The 18,709-nt window shown below is 76.3% G+C and carries 17 protein-coding genes; 14 read left to right on the plus strand and 3 right to left on the minus strand.

All coding sequences use genetic code 11. From position 1 onward, the window contains the following. Positions 1-88: 88 nt before the first annotated feature. Complete coding sequence (locus ACU610_RS05445) at positions 89-802, plus strand: methylase (protein WP_446766697.1); 714 nt, start codon at positions 89-91, stop codon at positions 800-802. Positions 803-1,228: 426 nt separating this feature from the next. Here ACU610_RS05445 and ACU610_RS05450 read toward each other — a convergent pair whose 3' ends face one another. Further along, positions 1,229-2,077 carry a TetR/AcrR family transcriptional regulator gene (locus ACU610_RS05450; RefSeq protein ID WP_446766698.1) on the minus strand — a complete coding sequence of 283 codons (849 nt, stop codon included), beginning with the start codon at positions 2,075-2,077 and terminating at the stop codon, positions 1,229-1,231. A gap of 164 nt (positions 2,078-2,241) precedes the next feature. Between ACU610_RS05450 and steA the strand changes: the two genes are divergently transcribed. The 8 genes from steA to ACU610_RS05490 all read left to right on the plus strand — a co-directional run bounded on the left by steA (position 2,242) and on the right by ACU610_RS05490 (position 12,737). Beyond that, entirely contained in the window at positions 2,242-3,429 is a 1,188-nt protein-coding gene (gene steA, locus ACU610_RS05455; RefSeq protein WP_446766699.1) for a putative cytokinetic ring protein SteA, read from the plus strand. Further along, positions 3,426-4,379: a copper transporter gene (locus ACU610_RS05460; RefSeq protein ID WP_446766700.1), complete on the plus strand. Its 954-nt coding sequence runs from the start codon at positions 3,426-3,428 to the stop codon at positions 4,377-4,379. Before steA ends, ACU610_RS05460 begins: the two co-directional genes overlap by 4 nt. Next, positions 4,376-5,203 carry a hypothetical protein gene (locus ACU610_RS05465; protein ID WP_446766701.1) on the plus strand — a complete coding sequence of 276 codons (828 nt, stop codon included), beginning with the start codon at positions 4,376-4,378 and terminating at the stop codon, positions 5,201-5,203. Before ACU610_RS05460 ends, ACU610_RS05465 begins: the two co-directional genes overlap by 4 nt. After that, positions 5,200-6,840 (plus strand): murein biosynthesis integral membrane protein MurJ, encoded by a 1,641-nt coding sequence (murJ, locus tag ACU610_RS05470; RefSeq protein ID WP_446766702.1) that lies wholly within the window; start codon positions 5,200-5,202, stop codon positions 6,838-6,840. The genes ACU610_RS05465 and murJ overlap by 4 nt, the downstream gene beginning before the upstream one ends. After that, entirely contained in the window at positions 6,833-7,954 is a 1,122-nt protein-coding gene (locus ACU610_RS05475) for a glycosyltransferase family 4 protein (RefSeq protein ID WP_446766703.1), read from the plus strand. Before murJ ends, ACU610_RS05475 begins: the two co-directional genes overlap by 8 nt. Beyond that, on the plus strand, positions 7,951-10,347 hold the full coding sequence (locus ACU610_RS05480; RefSeq protein WP_446766704.1) for a hypothetical protein: 2,397 nt from the start codon (positions 7,951-7,953) through the stop codon (positions 10,345-10,347). The genes ACU610_RS05475 and ACU610_RS05480 overlap by 4 nt, the downstream gene beginning before the upstream one ends. Continuing rightward, positions 10,322-12,061, plus strand: coding sequence for a CTP synthase (locus tag ACU610_RS05485; protein ID WP_446766705.1), 1,740 nt, complete (start codon positions 10,322-10,324; stop codon positions 12,059-12,061). The genes ACU610_RS05480 and ACU610_RS05485 overlap by 26 nt, the downstream gene beginning before the upstream one ends. A gap of 76 nt (positions 12,062-12,137) precedes the next feature. Then, complete coding sequence (locus tag ACU610_RS05490; RefSeq protein WP_446766706.1) at positions 12,138-12,737, plus strand: NUDIX domain-containing protein; 600 nt, start codon at positions 12,138-12,140, stop codon at positions 12,735-12,737. A 153-nt stretch (positions 12,738-12,890) separates the two neighbouring features. On the opposite strand, the gene ACU610_RS05495 is transcribed toward ACU610_RS05490, so the two are convergent. Then, the gene (locus tag ACU610_RS05495) at positions 12,891-13,541 is read right to left on the minus strand and encodes a hypothetical protein (RefSeq protein WP_446766707.1); all 651 of its coding nucleotides are present in this window, start codon (positions 13,539-13,541) and stop codon (positions 12,891-12,893) included. Positions 13,542-13,585: 44 nt separating this feature from the next. Next, positions 13,586-14,218 (minus strand): hypothetical protein, encoded by a 633-nt coding sequence (locus ACU610_RS05500; RefSeq protein WP_446766708.1) that lies wholly within the window; start codon positions 14,216-14,218, stop codon positions 13,586-13,588. Positions 14,219-14,316: 98 nt separating this feature from the next. Here ACU610_RS05500 and ACU610_RS05505 point away from each other — a divergent pair, with 98 nt between their 5' ends. From ACU610_RS05505 to ACU610_RS05525, 5 genes are all read left to right on the plus strand, one after another. Next, positions 14,317-14,736, plus strand: a complete 420-nt coding sequence (locus ACU610_RS05505; protein WP_446766709.1) for a GlcG/HbpS family heme-binding protein — start codon at positions 14,317-14,319, stop codon at positions 14,734-14,736. A gap of 211 nt (positions 14,737-14,947) precedes the next feature. Beyond that, positions 14,948-16,063, plus strand: a complete 1,116-nt coding sequence (gene ald, locus ACU610_RS05510; RefSeq protein WP_446766710.1) for an alanine dehydrogenase — start codon at positions 14,948-14,950, stop codon at positions 16,061-16,063. Between the two features lie 29 nt (positions 16,064-16,092). Continuing rightward, positions 16,093-17,007 carry a site-specific tyrosine recombinase XerD gene (gene xerD, locus ACU610_RS05515; protein ID WP_446766711.1) on the plus strand — a complete coding sequence of 305 codons (915 nt, stop codon included), beginning with the start codon at positions 16,093-16,095 and terminating at the stop codon, positions 17,005-17,007. Positions 17,008-17,221: 214 nt separating this feature from the next. After that, positions 17,222-18,130, plus strand: a complete 909-nt coding sequence (locus ACU610_RS05520; RefSeq protein WP_446766712.1) for a ParA family protein — start codon at positions 17,222-17,224, stop codon at positions 18,128-18,130. Between the two features lie 73 nt (positions 18,131-18,203). Further along, positions 18,204-18,695, plus strand: coding sequence for a hypothetical protein (locus ACU610_RS05525; RefSeq protein ID WP_446766713.1), 492 nt, complete (start codon positions 18,204-18,206; stop codon positions 18,693-18,695). Positions 18,696-18,709: the final 14 nt, after the last annotated feature.

Genomic DNA, 18,709 nt, shown 5'->3' on the forward strand with positions numbered 1-18,709 from the left:
TGGGGTAGGGCCGGATCGTGCCCCACCGACGTCGCACCGCCGCTGTCGCGCGGCCTCTGGTCCACCGCCCGCTTCCCGGTGCCGCCCGGTGAGCTGTTTCTCCTCCGCCGACGAATCGGCGCACTACGGGTTCAGCGTGTGCATGCTGCTCACGCAGTACCGCGAGCAGCTGGGCTGGGCACGTGAGGGCGTCGTGGAGCTCGGCACCGGTGACGCCACCGCCATCGCCGACGTGGTGGCCGGCCTCCCGGAGCTGAGGGTGCGCAGCTTCGACATCAGCGCCTCGTCGGTCGAGCGGGCCCGCGAGAACATCGCCGCCCGCGGGGTCGCCGACCGGTACACCGTGGAGCTCGGCGACTTCTTCGACCGCGCCGACTCCGCAGCCGGGCCGGCCGCGACCACGGTGATCGCCAACCCGCCCTACATCCCGGCGCCCGACCGCGACATCCTCATGCCGGAGCTGTGGGGTGGGGTGTACGGCAACGACCTGGTGCTGCAGCTGCTCAAGGCCGGCTACCGCAACGTCGTCACCGCGGTGCCGAGCTACGCCGACCCGGAGACGACCGTCCGGACGGCGGAGGACCTCGGCTACCGGGTCGCGAACTTCCTGGCGATGGGCTTGGACTACGGCGAGTACAGCAGCGAGCCGAAGGTGCGCGACCACATCCGCCGGCTGGTCGCCGAGGGCCGTGGCTGGGCGGGGGAGGGCGAGTACATGGTCGCCGTCGCGCTGTTCACCCAGGACCCGGACATCCCCGGCGACCGCGCCGGCCAGCTGCTGCGGGCACTGCAGATCTCATGAGCACATGAAGGCGCCTCCTGAACGTGGCGCTCGAGTGAGCCGCCCCGTGGGGCGGTCTGACGAGTGGGGCCCGGAGGGTCTCGCGAGGAGGGCCGGGTAGGGCTCGGCTCGGCCGGGGGACGGCTCGTGGCCGCGGTGTCGGTTCGACGGGTGGGGCCCGGAGGGTCTCGCGAGGAGGGCCGGGTAGGGCTCGGCTCGGCCGGGAGACGGCACGTGGCCGCGGTGTCGGTTCGACGGGTGGGGCCCGGAGGGTCTCGCGAGGAGGGCCGGGTAGGGCTCGGCTCGGCCGGGGGACGGCACGTGGCCGCGGTGTCGGTTCGACGAGTGGGGCCCGGAGGGTCTCGCGAGGAGGGCCGGGTAGGGCTCAGCTCGGCCGGGGGACGGCACGTGGCCGCGGTGTCGGCCGGTAGGCCGACGATGTCATCGTCACCGCCGCTTGGCGTAGCCGGCGAGGCCGAACTGCAGCAGCGCCAGTCCGCGCTCGCCGCGGGCGCGGAGCTCGGCGGACAGCTCGGGACCGGACACGCCGGCGAGCACCCGGTCGCGGGCCAGCTCCAGCAGCGCGGCGTAGAGGCTGAGCACCGCGTGCGCGGCCAGCCACGGCGCCAGCTCACCGGGCTCGGCCTTCGTCTCCTCGGCGATCAGCTCGGCCAGCGCGGTGGTCAGCTCGCCGAGGATCTCGCGCTCGCGCACCTGCAGGGTGCGGCTGCCGCGGATCACCTGCGCCATCTCCGCGACCCCGGCCGCGGCCTCGGGCGAGCCCAGCCCGCTCATGGCCCGGACGACGAAGGTGCCGGCCGCGGCGCTCACCGACTCCCCGGCGGGGCGGGTGCGCACCGCCTCGAGCAGCGCCGCGCGCATCGGCGGGTCGGCCTCGAAGACCAGCCCCTCCTTGACCGGGAAGTGGTTGAAGACCGTCTTCTCGACCACGCCGGCCCGCTGGGCGATCTCCACGACGCTGACCGCGTCGAAGCCGCGCTCGGCGAACAGGTCGGCGGCGGCCTCGATGATCGTGGCGCGGGTCTGCTGGCGGCGTCGCTCCCGCAGGCCCGGGCCGCGCAGCGCGCGCCGGCCACGCCGTCCGCGGGCGGACTGCTCGGGCTCCGGGACCGCGGACGGAGCGGCCGGGGTGGTGGCGCCGGGCAGCGAGGGCGCCTCGTCGTCGGCGCCGGCCGGCGCCGCCGGCGTGGACAGCTCGCGGACCGCCTCGGGCGCCTCCGGCCGGACCTCGTCGTGGGAGTCCGTACGGCCGACCGCCTGCGCCCCTCGAGTCACCTCGACAACGCTAGACAGCGCGCCCGACTGCTCCGGAGGGGCCGGTGCGCCGCATCCGCCCGGCGTGTCACCGTCCCGTGGTGTCGACCACTCTGCGTGACCGGGAGGTCGTCGATGCGCGTCGGAGGAAAGGGGTGTGAGGCCTCCGTGGGAGAGTGCAGGCCATGCGCATCGGCTCCCTCCGCCGTGACCGGGCGCCGGAAGCGGCCCCCGGAGTGACCGGCACCGTGCGGCTGGACCGCCGTACCAAGAACCTCACCAAGCGGCTGCGCCCCGGGGACGTCGCGGTCATCGACCACGTCGACATCGACCGGGTCAGCGCCGACTCCCTGGTCGCGTGCAAGGTCGCCGCGGTGGTCAACGCCGCGCCCAGCACCTCCGGCCGCTACCCGAACCTCGGCCCCGAGATCCTCGTCAACGCCGGCATCCCGCTCGTCGACGGCGTCGGCAAGGAGGTGCTCTCGGCGGTCAAGGAGGGGACGACGGTCCGCGTCGACGGCAACCGGCTGGTGCGGGAGGACGGCACCGTCGTCGCCGAGGGCACCGAGCAGACCCCCGAGACCGTCGCCGAGGCGATGGCCGAGGCGCGGGCCGGGCTCTCCGTCCAGTTGGAGGCGTTCGCCACCAACACGATGGAGTACATGAAGCGCGAGCGTGCGCTGCTGCTCGACGGCGTCGGCGTCCCGGACGTGGCCACGCAGATCGAGGGCCGACACGTGCTGGTCGTCGTCCGCGGCTACGACTACAAGGAGGACCTGCAGGCGCTGCGGTCCTACATCCGGGACTACCGGCCGGTGCTGATCGGCGTCGACGGGGGCGCCGACGCCCTCGTCGAGGCGGGCTACAAGCCGGACATGATCATCGGCGACATGGACTCGGTGAGCGACGAGGTGCTGAAGAGCGGCGCCGAGGTCGTCGTCCACGCCTACGCCGACGGCCGGGCGCCGGGCCTGGCCCGGGTCCAGGACCTCGGCGTCGAGGCGATCACCTTCCCGGCCGCCGCCACCAGCGAGGACATCGCGATGCTGCTGGCCGACGAGAAGGGCGCCTCGCTGATCGTCGCCGTCGGCACCCACGCCACCCTGGTGGAGTTCCTCGACAAGGGCCGCGGCGGCATGGCCTCCACCTTCCTCACCCGGCTGCGGCTGGGCGGCAAACTCGTCGACGCCAAGGGGGTGAGCCGGCTCTACCGCAGCCGCATCTCGACCCTGACGCTGGTGGTCCTGGTGCTCGCCGCCCTCGTGGCCATCGGGTCGGCCCTCGCCGTCTCGGCGGCCGGCCGCGTCTACCTCGACCTGATGGTCGACCAATGGAACAGCTTCGTGTTCTGGCTGGAGAACCTCTTCTCGTGATCGACTTCCGCTACCACCTCGTCTCGCTGATCGCCGTCTTCCTGGCCGTCGCGCTGGGCATCGTCATCGGCACCACGGCGCTCAACGCGCCGATCCTCGAGGACCTCGAGGGCGAGGTGGCCGCGCTCGCCGAGGACAAGCGGGCGCTGGAGACCCAGACCCAGGAGCTGCAGGCCCAGCTGGACACCAGCGACGCCTTCGACCAGGCCGTCGCTCCTGCCCTGGTCGCCGGCGGCCTCACGGGGCGCAGCGTCGTGCTGCTGGCCACCGGCGAGGACGTCGCCGCCGAGACCGTCGAGGAGGTCTCCACCCTGGTCGGCCAGGCCGGCGGCACGGTGACCGGCACCGTCCGGCTGCAGCCCCAGTACAGCGACCCGGCCACCGCCGCCGAGGTGCAGAGCTACGTCACCGGGCCGGGCCTGCCCACCGGCGTCCAGCTGCCCGAGACCGACGACACCGGTCAGCTGGTCGGCGCGCTGCTGGCCCAGGTGCTCATGCGCCCGACCGCGCCCGGCGCTCCCGCTCCGGACACCGCCGCCCTCTCCTCGGTGCTCGCCGGCCTGCGGGCCCTCGACGTGCTGGACGTGGAGTCGAGCTCGGTCACCCCGGCCGACTTCGCGGTGCTGCTCACCGCCGGCGCCCCCCTCGAGGAGGACGCCGGGCAGCGCACCGACACCCTCGTCGACCTCGCGCTGGCCCTCGACGCCGCCGGCTCGGGCGCCGTCGTCGCCGGGGACCCCGCCTCGGCCGGCGACACGGGGCTGGTCGGCGTCCTCCGCGCCGACCCGGAGAACTCGGCCGCCGTCTCCACGGTCGACAACGTCGGCGCGGCGTCCGGCCGGATCAGCACGGTGCTCGCCCTCGGGCGGGAGAGCCAGGGCACCTCGGGCGCCTACGGGACGGGTGAGGACACCCAGCCGGTCCCGCCGCTCCCCGCCGCGGCCCCGTGACCCGCCGGCGGTCGGTCCGGGTCGCGCTCGGTGGCGCGGCCGCGGCCCGGCTCGGCCTCGCCGCCGCGGGCGCGCTCGACGCGCGCCCGGTCGGAGCGCGCTGGCGGCGCACCAACTACGCCGGCCGTCCGGTGACCCTGCTCGGCGGCCCGGCGCTGGCGCTGGCCGCGACGGCGTCCGCGGTGGCCGGTGCCCCCGCGGGCACCCGGGCGGCCGCCGCGCTGGTCGGCACCGTGTCCGGGCTGGTCGGCGGCTACGACGACCTCGCCGGCGCCCGCCCCGAGCAGGCGCGGGACAAGGGGCTGGCCGGGCACCTGCGGGCGCTGCGCACCGGGCGGGTGTCGGCCGGTGCGGTGAAGGTCGCCGGCATCGGCGCCGCCGCCGCGGCCGCGGCCCTGCTCACGCGGCGGGACCGCGGGCTCGCCGACGCCGTCCTCACCACCGGGCTGGTCGCCGGCACCGCCAACCTGGTCAACCTGCTCGACCTGCGTCCCGGCCGCGCGGCCAAGGCCGCCGCGCTCGCCGCCGCCGCGATGCTGGGGAGCCCGTCGGGCGCGCTGGTCGCGGGGCCGCTCGGCGCGAGCCTCGCCGTGCTCCCGGCCGACCTGGGGGAGCGGGTCATGCTCGGCGACTGCGGTGCCAACGCCGTCGGCGCGCTGCTCGGGCTGCGGCTGGCCGCCGTGCCGGGACGCCCGGCGCGGGCCGGGGCGCTGGCGGCGGTCGTCGGGCTGACCCTGGCCAGCGAGCGGGTGAGCTTCACGCGGGTCATCGAGGCCACGCCCGGGCTGCGGGAACTGGACCGGCTCGGCCGCCTCCGGGCATGAGTTCGAGGCAGGTGGTCCGGGGGGTCGCCGGCGCCGCCGCGCTGATCGCCGTCCTCACCGTGCTGACCCGGCTCGCCGGGTTCGGCCGCACGCTGGTGTTCACCAACGCCGTCGGCGCCGGCAGCACCGGTGACACCTACCTGGCGGCGAACAACGTCCCGAACATCGTCTTCGAGGTGGTCGCCGGTGGTGCGCTGGCGAGCCTCGTCGTCCCGATGCTGGCCGGCGGCATCGCCACCGGCGACCGCGAGCAGGTGCGGCGCACCGCCTCGGCGCTGCTCGGCTGGAGCCTGCTGGTGCTCACCCCCCTGGCCGTGCTGCTCGCGGTGTGCGCCGAGCCGGTCGCCCGGCTGCTGCTCGGCTCGCAGGACCCGGTGCAGGTCGACCTCGCCGCCCGGTTCCTCGTCGTCTTCGCGCCGCAGGTCGTGCTCTACGGCATCGGGATCGTGCTCACCGGCGTGCTGCAGGCGCACCGCCGCTTCGCCGCGCCCGCGCTCGCGCCGCTGCTGTCGAGCGTGGTCGTCGCCGGGGCGTACCTGACCTTCGCCGCGATCGGCGGCAGCCGGACGGCGGAGGGACTCTCCACCCCCGCCGAGCTGGTGCTGTCGGTCGGGACGACGCTCGGGGTGGCCGCGCTGTCGCTGTCCCTGCTGCTCCCGGTGCGGCGGCTGCGCCTCGGGCTGCGGCCGTCGCTGCGCTTTCCCGTGGGCGTCGCCCCGCGGGTGCGCCGGCTGGCCGTGGCCGGGGTGCTCACCCTCGCCGGTCAGCAGCTGCTGGCAGCGGTGGCGATCCGGCTGGCCAACGCCGGGGCGCCCGACGGCACCCAGGTGGTCTACGCCGCCGGGCTCACGGTGTTCCTCGTGCCGTGGGCCGCGCTGGCGGTGCCGCTGGCCACGTCGGCCTACCCGGGGCTGGCCGAGCGCGCCGGGACCGGCGACGAGGCCGGGTTCCGCCGGGCGCTGGCCCCGGTGACCGCCCTGGTCGTCGTCGCCTCGACCGTCGCCGCAGCGGTGCTGGTCGCGGTCGCCGGGCCGATGGCGGGGGTGTTCCTCGCCGGGGAGCCGGCGGCCGTGGTCGGTGCGCTGCGCGACACGATCGTCGCCTTCGCGCCGGGGCTGCTCGGCTACGGGCTGGTGGCGGTGCTCTCCCGTGCGCTCTACGCCCGCGGCCTGTGGCGGGCGCCGACGGCGTGCGTGCTCGGCGGCTGGCTGCTCGCGGTGGCGGCGGACGTCGTCCTCGCCGCGGTGCTGCCCGCGGACGACCGCGGCGTCGCCCTCGCCGCCGGGCACAGCGCCGGGGTCACCGTGGCCGGGCTGGCGCTGCTCGCCGTCGTCGCGCGGGCGACCCCGGCCGGCCCCGCCACCCCGGCCGGGCTCACCGGGGTGGCCCGCACCGGGCTGCCGGCGCTGCTCGCCGCCGCGCTCGCCGCCGCCGCGGGACTGGCCGTCGCCGGCGTGCTCGGCGCCGACCCGGTCCCGCAGGGCCGCCTCGTCGCGACCGTCGGCGCCGGGGTGCTCGCGGCGACGGCCGCACTGGCCGTCGCCGCTGTGGTCATGATGGGGACCGCGCGGCGCCCGCTGCTGGCGGCGGTGCGCGGGCTGCGTCGGAGCGATCCCCAGGAGGTGCACGGTGGCTGAGCGGCTCCCGCTGCAGGGCCGCCGGGTGGCCGAGGTCCTGGCGACCAGCACCGGTGGAGTGGGCACGCACGTGCGCGCGGTGCTGGCCGCGCTCGTCGCGGCCGGTGCCGACGTCCGGGTGTGCGGGCCCGCGGCCACCGAGCGGCTGTTCGGCTTCACCGCCGCAGGCGCCGCCTTCGCGCCCGTCGAGATCTCCGCGGGACTCTCCCCGGGAGCCGACGTCCGCGCCGTCGCGGCGCTGCGCCGCACCACCGCCGACGCCGACCTGGTGCACGCCCACGGACTGCGCGCCGGGCTGGTCGCCGCGGCCGCCCGCCGGCGCAGCGGCCGGCCACTGGTGCTCACCCTGCACAACGCGCTGCCCGAGGGCGGGGGCGTGCTGCGCCGGGTGCTGCGGCTGGTCGAGCGGGCCACGATCCGCGGCGCCGACGTCGTCCTCGCCGCCTCGGGCGACCTCGCCGAGAACGCCTGGCGGCAGGGCGCGCGCGACGTCCGGGTCGCGCCCGTCGCGGCCCCGCCGCTGCCTGCCCCGGCCCGGCCGGCGGCCGAGGTGCGCGCCGAGCTCGGGGTCGCCGACGGCCGGCCCCTGGTGGTCGCCGTGGGGCGGCTGCACCCGCAGAAGGGCTACGACGTCCTGCTCGACGCCGCCGCCCGGTGGGCCGCCGGCCCGCACCCCCCGCTGGTCGCCGTCGCCGGTGACGGACCGCTGCACGGCGAGCTGGCCGCGCGCATCGCGGCCGAGCGGCTGCCGGTGGCGCTGCTCGGCCGGCGCAGCGACGTCGCCGACCTGCTCGCGGCCGCCGACCTCGTCGTCCTGCCCTCGCGGTGGGAGGCCCGCTCGCTGACCGCGCAGGAGGCCCTGCGCGCCGGCACCCCGCTGGTCGCCACCCGCACCGGCGGCCTGCCCGAGCTGCTCGGCGACGGCGCGGCCCTGGTGCCGGTCGGTGACGCCGCGGCGCTCGCCGACGCGGTCACCGGCCTGCTCGGCGACCCGGCGCGCGCCCGGGCGCTGGCCGAGGCCGGCAGCCGGCAGGCGGCGACCTGGCCCGACGAGGACGCCACCGCCCGCCAGCTGGTCGCGCTCTACCGCGAGCTGCTCGGTGCGCCGCGATGAGCCGGCTCGCGGCGCTGCTCGCCGTCCTCGCCGTCCTGCTGACCGCCGTGCCGGTCCCTCCCGCGGCCGCCGCGCCGGCGGAGGCGAGCGCCGACCGCGTGGTCGTCGTCGGCGTCCCCGGCCTGGTGTGGGACGACGTCGACCCGCGGGCGACGCCGGCGCTCTGGGCGCTGGCGGAGAGCTCGCCGATCGGCGCGGTGTCGGTGCGGGCCGCGCGCGCCACCAGCTGCGTGCTCGACGGCTGGGCGACGCTGGGGGCGGGCAACCGCGCCCGCTTCCCGGCCCCGGACGAGTCGATGCCGCCGGTGCCGCTGCCGACCGTGCCGCTGCCCGATGAGGCGCCGGCCGATCCGGAGACCACGCCGACGCCGCAGCCGCAGGTCCCACCGGTGCCGCCGGCGAGCCCCGCGCTGTCGCACTGCGGCCTGCAGGAACGGCTCGCCGCGGCCGGCCTGGCCGATCCGCAGGCCGCCGTCGCCGCGGTCGCCGACGACCCCGCCACGGCCCGCTTCGGCGCCGAGCCCGCGGCCCTGGGCGCGGCGGTCGGCTGCGCCACCGTCGTCGGCCGGGCGCCGACGCTGGCCGTCGCCGCGCCCGGCGTGACCATCGGCTGGCGCGACCAGCTGCCCGCCGACCCCGGCGAGCTGCTCACCGGCTGCCCGCTGGTGCTCGTCGGCCTCGACGACCTGGTGGACGCCGGGGAGCCCGCGCTCGAGGGCAGCGACACCGGCACCGAGCCGCGGCCCCGCGCCGCCGCGCTCGCCGGCATCGACGCCGCGCTCGGCCGGCTGGTCGAGGCCGTGGCGGCGGCGCCGGGGGAGACGCTGCTGCTGGTCCAGGGCATCTCCGAGGTCAACGACGGCCGGGCGCAGCTGCACGTCGGCATCGCCTCCGGTCCGGGCGCCCGCGAGCCACGCTGGCTGACCTCGGCGAGCACCGGCCGGGCGCCGTTCGTCCAGCTGATCGACGTCGCCCCCACCGTCCTCGCCGCGCTGGGCCTGGAGCGGCCCGCGTCGATGAACGGCCAGGCGCTCCGGGCCGACGGCGCGCGGCCGCCGCTGGCCGAGGCCGTCGAGGTGCTCGAGCGGGCCAACACCGCCGCCTCCGTGCACTACCGCAGCACCGGCGCCTTCTTCATCGGGCTGGTGGTGCTCGACGCCGCCGTCGTCGCCCTGGGGCTGCTGGTCGCCGGAGGACGGCGCCGGAACCGGGTACCGCGCCCGGCCGGGGAGAGGTTGCGCGGCGCGCTGCGCCCGGTCGCCCTCGGCGCCGCCGCGGTGCCGGTGGCCAGCTACCTCGCCGGGCTGCTGCCGTGGGAGCAGGCGGCGGCGCCCCGTCCGGCGCTGGCCGGCAGCGTGCTGCTCGCCGCGCTGGCGGTGCTCGCGGTCGCCGCGCTGGGGCCGTGGCGGCGCCGTCCGCTGGGCCCGCCGGTCGTCGTCCTGGCGATCACGCTGGGCACCCTCGTCGGCGACGTCCTGACCGGGTCGACCCTCGAGCTCAACGGGCTGCTCGGCTACGACCCGATCGTCGCCGGGCGGTTCACCGGCTACGGCAACCTCGGCTTCGGGCTGCTCGCGGTCAGCGCGCTGCTGCTCACCGCCCTGCTCGCCACCGCCGCCGCCCGCCGCGCACCCGTGCGCCGGGCGCGGGCCGCGACGGCGGCCGTCGTCCTCGGTGCCGGGGCGCTCACCGTGCTGGTCGTCGGGGCGCCGGCGCTGGGCCGTGACTTCGGCGGGGTGCTGGCCGCGCTGCCCGGCTTCCTGCTGCTGGCGATGCTGCTGACCGGCACCCGCGTGACGGTGACCCGGATGGCGGCGGTGCTCGGGCTGGCCGTGGCGGCGGTGGGCACGCTCGCGGTCCTCGACTGGCTGCGGCCCCCCGCCGAGCGCAGCCACCTGGGCCGCTTCGTCGAACAGCTGCTCACCGGCGAGGCGTGGACCGTGGTCAGCCGCAAGGCGGAGGCCAACCTCGGCATCCTGTTCGGCAGCCCGCTGGCCTGGCTGCTGCCGGTCGCGCTGGTCGCCGCGGTCTGGCTGGTGCGCCCGGCCGGGGGTCGGTGGGGTGGGTGGCTGCCGGAGCCGTTGCGCGGGCCCGGACTGCTGCGCGGCCGCCGCGACCTGCTGCCGCCGGCCGACCTCGCGGTGCTGCGGGCCGGGCTGCTGGCCAGCGCGCTCAGCCTGGCCCTGGGGGCGGCGGTCAACGACTCCGGGGTGGCCCTGCCGGCGACGGCGGCGTCCCTGCTGGTGCCGCTGCTGGTGTGGCTCGCGGCGGGCCCGCGGGGTCCGGGCGGGGGAGGCCCGGCCGGACCCGAGGGCACGGCCGCGGGCCGGGCGGGGGAGGGAGCCGATCGTGTTACGGTGGTCTCCCGTGGATCGACCGCATGGCACGCGTGACTACGGGCTCCTCCACAACTCCCAGCCGACGAAGTTCGTCTTCGTCACCGGTGGAGTTGTCTCCTCTCTCGGCAAGGGCCTGACGGCCAGCTCGCTCGGGGCGTTGCTGTCCAGCCGTGGCCTGCGGGTCACCATGCAGAAGCTGGACCCCTACCTCAACGTCGACCCCGGGACGATGAACCCGTTCCAGCACGGCGAGGTGTTCGTCACCGAGGACGGCGCCGAGACCGACCTGGACATCGGGCACTACGAGCGGTTCCTCGACACCGACCTCACCGGCCGGTCGAACGTGACGACCGGCCAGGTCTACTCGGACGTGATCGCCAAGGAGCGGCGCGGCGAGTACCTCGGTGACACCGTGCAGGTCATCCCGCACATCACCAACGAGATCAAGGCCCGGATCATGGCCGCCGCGATGTCGGCGGAGGAGGGGGCCTCCGAGCGGGTGGACGTCGTCATCACCGAGGTGGGCGGCACCGTCGGTGACATCGAGTCGCTGCCCTTCCTCGAGGCCGCCCGCCAGGTGCGCCACGAGATCGGCCGGGACAACTGCTTCTTCCTGCACATCTCGCTGGTGCCCTACATCGCGCCGTCCGGTGAGCTGAAGACCAAGCCGACGCAGCACTCGGTCGCCGCGCTGCGCAACATCGGCATCCAGCCCGACGCGGTGGTGTGCCGCTCGGACCGGGAGATCGGCACCGGCCTCAAGCGCAAGGTCAGCCTGATGTGCGACGTCGACGCCGAGGGCGTCATCTCCTGCCCCGACGCGCCGTCGATCTACGACATCCCCAAGGTGCTGCACCGCGAGGGCCTGGACGCCTACGTCGTCCGCCGGCTGGGCCTGCCGTTCCGGGACGTCGACTGGACGGTGTGGGGCGACCTGCTCGACCGGGTCCACGCGCCGAAGCAGACGGTGACGATCGCGCTGGTCGGGAAGTACATCGACCTGCCCGACGCCTACCTGTCGGTCACCGAGGCGCTGCGGGCCGGCGGGTTCGCCCACCGCAGCCGGGTGGAGATCCGCTGGGTGCCCTCCGACGACTGCCAGACCCCGGAGGGCGCCGAGCGCGCGCTGGCCGGCGTCGACGGCGTCTGCATCCCGGGTGGGTTCGGGGTGCGGGGCATCGACGGCAAGCTCGGCGCGATCCGGCACGCCCGGGTCAACGGCGTCCCGCTGCTGGGCCTGTGTCTGGGGCTGCAGTGCATGGTCATCGAGGCCGCGCGCAACCTGGCCGGGCTGCCCGAGGCCAACTCCGCCGAGTTCGACCCCGACACCCCCCACGCGGTCATCGCGACGATGGCCAGCCAGGTCGACGTCGTCGCCGGGCGCGGCGACATGGGCGGCACCATGCGGCTGGGCAGCTACCCGGCCACCCTGCAGAAGGGCTCGGTCGTGGCGCAGGCCTACGGCTCGAACGAGATCAGCGAGCGGCACCGGCACCGCTACGAGGTGGCCAACGCCTACCGGGACCGGATCGGCGAGGCCGGGCTGGTCTTCTCGGGCACCTCGCCCGACGGCCTGCTGGTCGAGTTCGCCGAGCTGCCCCGCGACGTCCACCCGTTCTTCGTCGGCACCCAGGCCCACCCGGAGCTCAAGAGCCGCCCGACCCGGCCGCACCCGCTGTTCGCGGCGTTCGTGCAGGCGGCGATCGACTTCTCCGAGTCCGCGCGGCTGCCCGTGCCGCTCGACGAGGACGAGAAGGTGGGCATCTAGTGACCGAGCTCGCGAGGTCACCGGAGGGCGGAGCACTGACGGTCATCGGGACGACGAGCGCCAGCGAGGAGGACCGATGACCGAGCCCGCGCGGCCCGGTGAGTACGAGGTCCTCGACAGCGAGACCGTGCACGAGGGCCGGATCATCACCCTGGTCAAGGAGACCGTCGCGATGCCCGGCGGCGGGGACAGCGTGCGGGAGATCGTCCGGCACATCGGCGCCGTGTGCGTCGCCGCGGTGGACGACGCGGGGCGGATCGTGATGGTCCGCCAGTACCGCCACCCGGTGCGCGGCTACCTGTGGGAACTGCCCGCCGGCCTGCGCGACGCCGACGGGGAGCCACCGCTGGCCACGGCCCGGCGCGAGCTCGCGGAGGAGGCGGGGCTGGCCGCCGAGCGCTGGTCGCTGCTGGTCAACAGCTACTCGACCCCGGGCTTCTGCGACGAGCAGGTCCTGGTCTACCTCGCGGAGGGGCTCTCGGCCGTCGACCGGCCGGAGGGCTTCGTCGTCGAGCACGAGGAGCTCGACATGACCGTGGAGCGGGTGCCGCTCGACGAGGCGGTGCAGCGGGTGTTCGCCGGCGCGATCCGCAACTCCTCGGCGGTCGTCGGCGTGCTCGCCGCGGCGCAGGTCCGGGCGACCGCGCCCCAGCTGCGCCCCGCCGACGCCGAGTAGCCCTGGCAGGGCGGCCCCGTCCCGGGTCCCGGCCCCGTCCCGGGTCGGCCCCGTCCAGAGGCTCGCCGCGAGCGTGCGAGCGGTGAGGAGGACGGGGCCTTCTCCGAAGGGTGGGGAGGACGGGGTCCTCCCACGGTGAGGAGGACGGGGTCCTCAGCGGATGACCGCAGGCGCCGAGGTGCCCACCTGCACCCAGCGCGGCACGCCCAGGGTGTCGGGCACCTCCTCCTCGAGCCAGAACACGTAGGGGACGCCGGGCGTCAGCCCGGTGAACGTCACCGTGACCGGCACGCAGTCGGCGGGCTGGGGCGCGATCAGCACCGGCGGCTCGGGTTGCGGGCCGGGCGCCAGCTGCTGACTGACCGCCTGCACCCGGTACCGCCGCACCTCGGTGCGCCCGTCGGCCTGCCAGCTGACCGTGGCCGACGCGACGCCGGGCACCACTCCCGGCGGGACCTGCCGCGGGTTGCCGTAGCCGCCGCACGACGAGGGTGGCGGGTCGGTGTCGGGCACCACGCCGTGGGGGACGCCGGGACGCACCCGGACCTCGATCGGCCGCGGTCGCGGCACGTCCACCACGCTGACCCGTGGGATGGCGACCGGCGCGGCCGGAGGCGGGGCGACGACCGTGGCCGGGCGGGGGAGCGCCGCCGCGGGCGCCGGGACCGCGGGCAGCGCCGTCCGGGAGGCGGTCACCGTCGCGGCGACCTCGGTGACCGGGCCGCTCAGCGCCATCAGCCCGACCGCCGCCACCGCGGCGACCGTGCCGGTCCCGCGTCCCCGTCGTCGTGCCCGCCGTGCCACGCAGCACCTCCTGGTGTCCTCCCGGTCATCGGCAGTCCCTGGCGTCACCTCAACCCCAACCGGCGCTCGTCCCTCGCGAGGGTGTCCGCGGGCAACCCGAGGCGGGCGAGCTCGACGGCGGCGAGCGCCCGGGTCGCGGCCGGGTCGCCGGCCCGCCACGCGTCGGCGGTACCGGGTGGCAGGGCGGCGAGCCGACCGAGGGGTGCGGTGGCCAGCGCCCGCGCCGCGAGCACCGCGGGGTCGGCGGTGGCCAGCCGCCGGGCGGCGCCGGCCGCCCGCACCCAGCCCAGCCGCCAGGACAGCCAGCGCAGCAGCAGCCAGCCCACCGGGAGGACGACGAGGACGACGGCGAGCACCGCCGCCAGCGTGCCGACGGCGTCCTGCGCGGCCTGCCCCGCGCCGCCGGCCGACCCGCCGGCCGAACCCAGCGCCTCGAACGGTGCGGCCAGCTCGTCGCCGACCACGGGGACGTCCTCGGCGGCCTGCGCGGCCGAGGACATGCTGCCGGCCACCGAGGCGCCGAGGTCCGCGACGGCGCGGCCGGACCCGGCCAGGGCCAGCACCGCGCCGTGCACCGTCCGGGCCACCAGCACCCAGAGCACCAGCCAGGCCAGCAGCCCGACGTCGGCGGCCAGCTGGCGACCGCGCAGGGCGGGGGACGGGGCGTACAGGGGCACGGGCACTCCTCCTGTCGGACCGGGGGGACCCGACCACCCTCCGCCGCGGGACCGCTCCCCGCAGGCGGAGCCCCCGGGAGCGCTGGCAGGCTGGGCCCGTGCTGACCTCCGACCAGGCCCTGGCCCTCCTCTCCGCCGCCCGCGAGGAGTGCGCCCGGGTCGGCGTACCGATGTCCTTCGCCGTCATGGACGCCGCGGGCCACCTCGTGGCCCTGCTGCGCACCGACGGCGCCCCGTGGATCTCCACCGACGTCGCCCAGGGCAAGGCCTGGACCGCGGCGGCCTACGGCATGCCCAGCGCCGGGCAGAAGGCCAAGATGGACACCCTCCCGAACTTCTCCACCGCGCTGAGCGCGATGACCGGGGGCCGCTTCACGCCGCAGCCCGGTGCCGTCCCGGTCTACGCCGACGGGCAGCTGGTCGGGGCGCTCGGTGCGAGCGGGGGCACCGGCCAGCAGGACGAGGACGTCTGCAGCGCCGCCGTCACCGCCTGCGGGTACGCGACCAGCGCCGGCTGACCGGAGGACCCCGTCCTCCCCACCACTCGCAGGCTCGCGGCGGGACCCTGCAGAGGGGCCGCCCCCAACGGGGGAACCCGGCCCGGCGGGCCACCGGGGTCCCTGCTGCCTGCCTACACTCCGCGCGAGGCGCGCCCCGACCGGGTGCGCCCACGACGCGGTGCGGTGCCCGTCACCCTCGGACGCCCCACCGGGACCAGGAGAGCGGACGATGCGGGTCGGGGTTCCCCGAGAGGTCAAGAACCGGGAGTACCGGGTGGCGCTCACCCCTGCCGGGGTGACCGAGCTGGTGCGGTCCGGGCACACGGTGCTCGTCGAGCGGGGCGCGGGCGAGGGCTCGTCCATCCCGGACGGCGACTACACCGCCGCCGGGGCGACGATCGTGGCCGACGCCGACGACGTGTGGGCCGACGCCGACCTGCTGCTCAAGGTCAAGGAGCCGATCGCCGAGGAGTACCACCGGCTCCGCGCCGGGCAGACGCTGTTCACCTACCTGCACCTGGCGGCGTCCAAGGAGTGCACCGACGCGCTGGTCACCTCCGGCACCACCGCGATCGCCTACGAGACGGTGCAGACCGCCGGCGGGGCGCTGCCGCTGCTCGCCCCGATGTCCGAGGTGGCCGGACGGATGGCGCCGCAGGTCGGCGCGCACAGCCTGGAGCGGGCGCACGGCGGCCGCGGCGTGCTGCTCGGCGGCGTCTCGGGCGTCTACGCGGCCAAGGTGGTCGTCATCGGCGCCGGCGTCTCCGGCATGAACGCCGCGGCGATCGCCCTGGGCATGCAGGCCGAGGTCGTCGTCCTCGACAAGGACATCGACAAGCTGCGCGCCGCCGACCGCATCTACCAGGGGCACCTGCAGACGGTGGCCTCCAACGCCTACGAGGTCGAGCGGGCCGTCCTCGACGCCGACCTGGTCATCGGGGCGGTGCTGGTGCCAGGCGCGAAGGCGCCCACGCTGGTGGGCAACGAGCTGGTGTCGCGGATGAAGCCCGGGTCGGTGCTCGTGGACATCGCCGTCGACCAGGGCGGCTGCTTCGAGGACACCCGTCCCACCACGCACGACGACCCGACGTTCCGCGTGCACGGGTCGGTCTTCTACTGCGTGGCGAACATGCCCGGCGCGGTGCCCAACACCTCGACGCACGCGCTGACCAACGTGACGCTGCCCTACGTCATGGCGCTGGCCAACGAGGGCACCGCAGCCGCCGTCGGCTCGGACCCGGCGCTGGCGCACGGCGTCAACGTCGTCTCCGGGCAGGTGGTGCTGCCCGAGGTCGCCGAGGCCCACGGGATGACCGCCGTCCCCCTCGAGGAGGTGCTCCTCTGACGACGTCCACCACCAGCCCGGTCGAGCGGGTGGTCGCCGGCTACCTCGACCACCTCACCGTCGAGCGGGGGCTGGCGGCCAACACCGTCTCCGCCTACCGCCGCGACCTGCGCCGCTACACCGAGTTCCTCGAGGCCGCCGGGGTGCGCGGGCTCGGTGAGGTGGCCGAGTCCGACGTCGCCGGGTTCCTCGCCGCCCTCCGGCAGGGGGACGACGACCACCCGCCGCTGTCGGCCACGTCGGCGGCCCGGGCCGTGGTCGCCGTCCGGGGCCTGCACCGGTTCGCGCTGCTCGACGGCCTGGTGCCCGACGACGTGGCCCACGAGGTGCGCCCGCCGGCGCCGGCGCGGCGGCTGCCCAAGGCGATCCCGGTCGAGTCGGTGGTCGCGCTCATCGAGGCCGCCGGGGCGCTGGAGGGTCCGCGCGGGCTGCGCGACCGGGCTCTGCTCGAGCTGCTGTACGGCACCGGGGCGCGCATCTCCGAGGCGGTGGGGCTGGCCGTCGACGACCTCGACCGCGGCCAGTCGGTGGTCCGGCTGGCCGGCAAGGGCGGCAAGCAGCGGATCGTGCCGGTGGGGTCCTACGCGCTGCAGGCGGTGGAGGACTACCTGGTGCGCGCCCGCCCCGCGCTGGCCGCGGCCGGCCGCACCGGCGTCCGCGGCGGCGCGCTGTTCCTCAACGCCCGCGGCGGCTCGCTGTCGCGGCAGAGCGCCTGGGCCATCCTGCGGGCGGCGGCGGAGCGGGCCGGGCTCAAGGCGGAGGTGTCGCCGCACACGCTGCGGCACTCCTTCGCCACCCACCTGCTCGACGGCGGCGCCGACGTCCGCGTCGTGCAGGAGTTGCTCGGCCACGCCTCGGTGACCACCACGCAGGTCTACACGCTCGTCACGGTCGACCGGCTGCGCGAGGTCTACGCCAGCAGCCACCCCCGCGCCCTGACCTGACAGTCGTCAGCGGGGATCCTCGGCGTCTTCTGCCAGTGGCCTCGGCCGGGTGTGCCAGCCGGGTTGGCACGGGTCGCCAAGTCGACACGACGTGCGGCGTGCCTCCCGGGCGAACCGTGTTGATCTCCTTACCGTCAGTGCATCCCGCGCGGCAGAACGGCTGACCGCACCGGTGCCGGACGCCGGCGGGCACGAGGTGGAGGACACGACAGCGATGGCGATCCGAGGGGACGCGGCCGGACAGGCCTTCGCGCTCCCGACCGACCCCGAGCCCGAGATGGGTGCCGCCGCCCCGCGGCTGGACCCGGCCCGCGCGCGCATGCGCCGGCTGCCCGACCCCATGCCGCTCACGCAGCACGGCCCCGCGCGGATCATCGCGATGTGCAACCAGAAGGGCGGCGTCGGCAAGACGACGTCGACCATCAACCTGGGTGCCGCGCTGGTCGAGTACGGCCGCAAGGTGCTGCTCATCGACCTCGACCCGCAGGGGGCGCTGTCGGTGGGCCTCGGCGTCCCGGCGCAGAACCTCGACCGGACGATCTACAACGCCCTCATGGAGCGGCGCACCTCGCTGAAGGACGTGCGGGTGTCCACCGACATCCCCGGCCTCGACCTGGTGCCCAGCAACATCGACCTGTCGGCCGCCGAGGTGCAGCTGGTCAGCGAGGTCGCGCGCGAGCAGACGCTGCTGCGGGCGCTGGCCGACGTCCGCGAGGAGTACGACTACATCCTCATCGACTGCCAGCCCTCGCTGGGCCTGCTGACGGTCAACGCGCTGACCGCCGCCCAGGGCGTGGTCATCCCGCTCGAGTGCGAGTTCTTCTCGCTGCGCGGCGTGGCCCTGCTCGTCGACACCATCGAGAAGGTCAAGGAGCGGCTCAACCCCGAGCTGGAGATCTCCGGGATCCTCGCCACGATGTACGACGCGCGCACCGTGCACTGCCGCGAGGTGTTCAGCCGGGTGGTCGAGGCCTTCGGCGACACCGTCTTCCAGACGGTCATCCAGCGGACCGTGCGCTTCCCGGAGACCACGGTCGCCGGCCAGCCGATCACCACCTGGGCGCCGACGTCCTCGGGCGCGTCGGCCTACCGCGACCTGGCCAAGGAGGTCCTGGCACTGTGATCGAGCTCGCGAGATCACACGGAGACACAGCACCCCGGGTCGCGCAGACGCCGAGCGCAGGCGAGGTGTCGGCGTGACCCGCCGTCCCGTGCTGCCCGGTGCGGCCGAGCTGTTCCGCCGCACCGACGCGCCCCCGGCGCCGGAGGTCACCGAGCTGCCCAGCATCAGTGCCACGGTGAGCTCGCCGGCGCTGCGCGGCGGGGCCGCCCGCCGGGGCGAGGGCGCGGCGGAGCCGACCACGCCGCTCACGCTGGTCCCCGGTGGCGCGGACGACGCCGCCGACCCGCTGGCCTCCTTCCGGCAGCCCGCCCCGGCCGTGACGCCGGTGCGGCCGACCCGCGGCAAGGCGCAGCGCAGCGAGCGGGTCAAGCACGACGAGAAGATCACCGTCTACATCTCCGCCGAGGAGCTCCTGGCGCTGGAGAGCGCCCGGCTGGCGTTGCGCGGCCAGCACGGGGTGGCCGCCGACCGCGGCCGCATCGTCCGCGAGGCGGTCAACGTGCTGCTGGCCGACCTCGCCGAGCGCGGCGAGGACTCGGTCCTGGTCCAGCGGCTGAAGAAGTAGCGGGTCCCCTCCGC

This window comes from Geodermatophilus sp. URMC 61, from assembly GCF_052931555.1.